We start from the raw sequence: 3,113 nt of genomic DNA on the forward strand, positions 1-3,113 counted from the left end.
GCCCTGACCTGCGCCCGCCGTGCCCTCACCGGCCGCATCAAGATTCTGGGCAAAGACGCCAATGACACCGATGCCTCCCAGCGCCTGGTCAACCAGCTCACTTACGCCTCCCCGCCAGGCCCGGAGCTGCAGGCGCTGCCCCCCAAGACCCGGCCCGTCGCCATGGTGGATGGCGCGCTCATCTATGCCGCCGAGGTGCAGCAGACCATCGCCGCGCAGCAGGAGGTCATCCGCTACCAGCATCGGAACGATTCTGACAAGATGGAGGAAGAGCTCGCAAAACTCAGCCGCACCCCCTTCGGCGGTCTCATCGACAAGCACCTCCTCCTCAACGAGTTCAGGCGCCTCGGTGGCGTCATCAAACAGGAATCCATCGACAATGACCTGAACACCATCATCAAAGACAGCTTCAAGGGAGACCGCGACCTCTTCCTCGCAGATCTCAGCAAAAACGGCCTGACCTTCGAAGAGTTCCGCACCTTGCGCGAGCACATGGCCATCATGCACGCCATGCGCTCCCGCTTCACCGGCGTGGTCACACTCACGGATGAAGAAGTGCGCGACTACTTCGAAAAAAACAAGCAGCGCTGGCTTGCCCCGGAGCAGATCAAGATCCGCACCCTCTCCATCCCCAAGACCCAGGCCGATGCCCGCAAGACGGCCGCGAGCCTGCGCACGAAAATCCTCGGCGGCGCGGACTTTGCCGAGACCGCCCGCGCCAGCAGCCAGGACAGCCATGCGGAAGACGGCGGCGCCTGGGACTGGATCACGCTCTCAGACCTCAGCGATCACGTGCGCAAAGCCGCCGCCAAAACGCCGAAAGGCCGGCTCGGCGAACTCATCGAACAGGAGAACACCTTCATCATCCTCCGTGTGGACGACCGCCGCGCCCCCCCGCCCCCGCCCTTTGAAAAAGTCAAAGCCGAAGTCACCCAGGCCCTTGAGACCGAGGAGGCCGAGCAACGCAACGCCGCCCGCATCAAAGAACTCCGCGACAAAGCGGACATCCGGATGCTGGGTGCGCTGTGAAAAGGCTCGCACCATGCGTTTGACGGACCGCTCTCTTTCACAGTGCCCGTCAGCTTCCCTGTCTTCAACGAGAAGCGTTGCATGAAACCCGCCCCATGCCGGCCGCCGGAAACCACGACCACGGACTCATCCTCCTCCGCAAAGTCCCAGTCCCGGATAAACGGCAGCGCCGTCTGAAAATCCAGCCAGCGTGAGTTTGTGATCATCACACGCAGCACATTGTTCACGGGTTCTCCGTACGAGTTGCGGCGGGTGAAGCGTGACCAGCCCACTTTTCCAGAAGCCGACCGCCGCAGCTCCATGCAGCGCCCCAGGCGCGTCCACATCTCCGCGTGCCCGTCTGCAAACCTCACCCGCACATTGCCGATGGGCAGTCCCCAGTCCCGCCGCTCTGCAGGCACATCCACCATCTCCGCCGCCACCGGCCTCTCAGCGGCAGCTCCAGTGAGGCCTGAGGCAAGGAACAGAAGGCAGGTGGTGGGCAGGCGTTTCATATGACAACCATCCCATGGAAGGAACGAACGCAGCAACCGCTTTTCCGCAGGCCAGTCAGCTCCCGCATGCCATGAGGCACTCTAAAGCGGCAGCTACCGCAGCCGCACACCCAATACGCCTCGCATGGCCATGCCCTCATGTCTCAACACCACAGAAAACGGGGCCCGGGCCTCCCGCCTCTCACAGCATCCCAGGCACGAGCATCAGCTCAAGAAACAGCCGTCATGTGCTCACCCGTCACCACCCAGGCGCCGTCGATTTTTTTGAGGACATAGGTGTAGGACGCCGCGCTCTCCGGACTCTTCCACCATCCGCCCGTCACCTCGGCCTCCGCAGCATTCAGAAAGCGGATGTCGCGCACGATGAGAAGCGCACAGCCGCCCTCTCCACTCGCCCGGTCCTTCACGCCTTTCCGGCTGATGACGCATTCAGAGACACTCGCCACCTTCCGCCCGGCAGCCCGCAATTCCTCAAAAAGGGCATCCGGAATGAACACCTCCTCCATCACCGGCTCGCGGGGAGGATCTGGAATCTGGGAGCCATGGGAAAAGCGCAGTGGCTCCGCAGGGCGGGTGAACTGCGCCCGGAGAAAGCAGCGCTTTCTGCCCTCAGGCTTCGTCAGGTGCACAAAGGTGGCACGCCGGATGGCCCATTCCTCAGCCTTCTGGTTTGGCACCGTGACGCCGGGCTCCTGGACCCGGCACCAGACCACATCGGATTTTTTCTCCGCTCCCGCCGATTTTTGCGGCGTCTTGTCACGGCCACAGGAAACCAGCCAACAACAGATCAGTCCCACCAGCAGGCATGCTTTCATGGCACCTCGCTCCACCTTTGCACCCAGCCAGCACCCACCCCGTGGGGAGAAGAAACGGGTACAGCCAAAGAATTCATGCAACGAGACTGTGACAAAGCGCGGCCCGGCTCAAGATTGAATGTGTGACTATTGAGACACACAGCGCAGCGCAGAGCCCCGCCCGCCCCACCAGCGGCAAAGGAATGTCGCACGGCATCAACGGTGTCCAACGAACGGGGAGCAAAAAGCCCGCATGAAGGTCGATGCGCAGCCATCGTTGGGTTGCTGCCGAGTCGGTTATTGAGGAGTGTATGGATGATTGAGCGCATGCTTTAAACTCGTCCTGTCCGGTGCCAGGAGCTCAAAAGAACGGGTGCTTTAGGCTTGACTCATGAGGGTCGCAAAATTTTTGTTTTTATGCCTCCCCCACTTGCTGACGCCACTCTCTCCACACGCTTTTTCACTCCGCTGCTCGACCTTCTTGCCACCTGCGCGCACCGGCGGCACTGCCCCGACCTTTCAGACTCGGACTGGCTGCGCCTCGGCGTCCAACGCTGTCTTCAGCCACAGACCAGTGGCAGGGGATTTTTGCAAACCCTCGCCGCTCTGGCGGCCCCCTGCCGCCCGGAGAACTCGCACTTCTTCGAGTCGCTCAAAAGTCAGCGGCGTCTGGCGCTGTGCGCCGAGATCAACGCTCGTCTCTGCACCCATGCACGCACGGTGCTGCCCGATGCGCTGGCGGCCTTCCCCGCGCTCGCCGGGTTCGATGTGCATGCCGGTGACGGCCACTTCCACG

The 3,113-nt window shown here is 62.3% G+C and carries 3 protein-coding genes; 2 read left to right on the forward strand and 1 reads right to left on the reverse strand.

Annotated elements, in window-relative coordinates; all coding sequences use genetic code 11:
* A partial coding sequence (locus WAW39_RS23565) for a peptidylprolyl isomerase (protein WP_422321608.1) occupies window positions 1-1,029 on the forward strand: 1,029 nt, incomplete at its 5' end.
* Between the two features lie 703 nt (window positions 1,030-1,732).
* Here the strand turns inward: WAW39_RS23565 and WAW39_RS23570 are convergent.
* Window positions 1,733-2,338 (reverse strand): hypothetical protein, encoded by a 606-nt coding sequence (locus tag WAW39_RS23570; RefSeq protein ID WP_422321609.1) that lies wholly within the window; start codon window positions 2,336-2,338, stop codon window positions 1,733-1,735.
* Between the two features lie 396 nt (window positions 2,339-2,734).
* On the opposite strand from WAW39_RS23570, the gene WAW39_RS23575 reads away from it, so the two are divergent.
* Window positions 2,735-3,113 (forward strand): hypothetical protein (locus WAW39_RS23575; protein WP_422321610.1); only part of this gene is annotated, 379 nt, incomplete at its 3' end.

It is taken from the genome of Prosthecobacter sp. (assembly GCF_049294395.1).
GTDB lineage: Bacteria > Verrucomicrobiota > Verrucomicrobiia > Verrucomicrobiales > Verrucomicrobiaceae > Prosthecobacter.

Coding starts and splice junctions, on each gene's coding strand:
- WAW39_RS23570 (WP_422321609.1), bottom strand. CDS start 2,338: ATGAAAGCATGCCTGCTGGTGGGACTGATCTGTTGTTGGCTGGTTTCC.